The organism is Evansella sp. AB-P1 (assembly GCF_029688925.1).
Lineage (GTDB): Bacteria > Bacillota > Bacilli > Bacillales > Salisediminibacteriaceae > Evansella.
The window spans coordinates 1-888 of sequence record NZ_JARUKY010000046.1 but is presented as its reverse complement, the minus strand read 5'-3'; the positions used below and the strand labels follow the sequence as shown (position 1 = coordinate 888).

At 50.0% G+C, this 888-nt stretch carries 9 tRNA genes; all 9 read left to right on the top strand.

From position 1 onward, the window contains the following. Positions 1-9 precede the first annotated feature (9 nt). The 9 genes from QA612_RS22460 (at position 10) to QA612_RS22420 (ending at position 880) form a co-directional block, all read left to right on the top strand. Positions 10-85 (top strand) — tRNA-Val (locus QA612_RS22460). A gap of 4 nt (positions 86-89) precedes the next feature. Continuing rightward, positions 90-165: transfer RNA gene (locus tag QA612_RS22455), tRNA-Thr, on the top strand. Positions 166-179: 14 nt separating this feature from the next. Further along, positions 180-255 (top strand) — tRNA-Lys (locus QA612_RS22450). A gap of 17 nt (positions 256-272) precedes the next feature. After that, positions 273-357: transfer RNA gene (locus QA612_RS22445), tRNA-Leu, on the top strand. 46 nt (positions 358-403) lie between these two features. Further along, positions 404-478 (top strand) — tRNA-Gly (locus tag QA612_RS22440). Between the two features lie 29 nt (positions 479-507). Further along, positions 508-596: transfer RNA gene (locus QA612_RS22435), tRNA-Leu, on the top strand. A gap of 3 nt (positions 597-599) precedes the next feature. Beyond that, positions 600-676: transfer RNA gene (locus QA612_RS22430), tRNA-Arg, on the top strand. A gap of 48 nt (positions 677-724) precedes the next feature. Then, positions 725-801, top strand: a tRNA-Pro gene (locus QA612_RS22425). Between the two features lie 3 nt (positions 802-804). Then, positions 805-880 (top strand) — tRNA-Ala (locus tag QA612_RS22420). Positions 881-888 lie beyond the last annotated feature (8 nt).

Here is an 888-nt window from a genome sequence, read left to right as displayed (position 1 = left end):
TTATTATATGGAGGATTAGCTCAGCTGGGAGAGCACTTGCCTTACAAGCAAGGGGTCGGCGGTTCGAACCCGTCATCCTCCACCATTTTGCTGGCCTAGCTCAATTGGTAGAGCAACTGACTTGTAATCAGTAGGTTGGGGGTTCAAGTCCTCTGGCCAGCACCAGATTTTTAATTTTAGAGCCATTAGCTCAGTCGGTAGAGCATCTGACTTTTAATCAGAGGGTCGAAGGTTCAAGTCCTTCATGGCTCACCATTTTCAAAAATAAATTTGCGGGTGTGGCGGAACTGGCAGACGCGCTAGACTTAGGATCTAGTGCCTTCGGGCGTGGGGGTTCGACTCCCTTCACCCGCACCAATTTATCTTTTGAAATAAAAATAGTCCGTTAATTGTTTAATTTAATGCGGGAGTAGTTCAGTGGTAGAACACCACCTTGCCAAGGTGGGGGTCGCGAGTTCGAATCTCGTCTTCCGCTCCATTAGAGCATTAAACAATTAATCTAGTCTAGCCGGGGTGGTGGAATTGGCAGACACACAGGACTTAAAATCCTGCGGTAGGTGACTATCGTGCCGGTTCAAGTCCGGCCCTCGGCACCATAAGCGCCCGTAGCTCAATTGGATAGAGCGTTTGACTACGGATCAAAAGGTTAGGGGTTCGACTCCTCTCGGGCGCGCCATTATATACTCAGCTAACGAAGAGATTCACAGGTTATTTTAAACAAGAACGGGAAGTGGCTCAGCTTGGTAGAGCACCTGGTTTGGGACCAGGGGGTCGCAGGTTCAAATCCTGTCTTCCCGACCATTTGGGGCCTTAGCTCAGCTGGGAGAGCGCCTGCTTTGCACGCAGGAGGTCAGCGGTTCGATCCCGCTAGGCTCCACCAAATTTTTA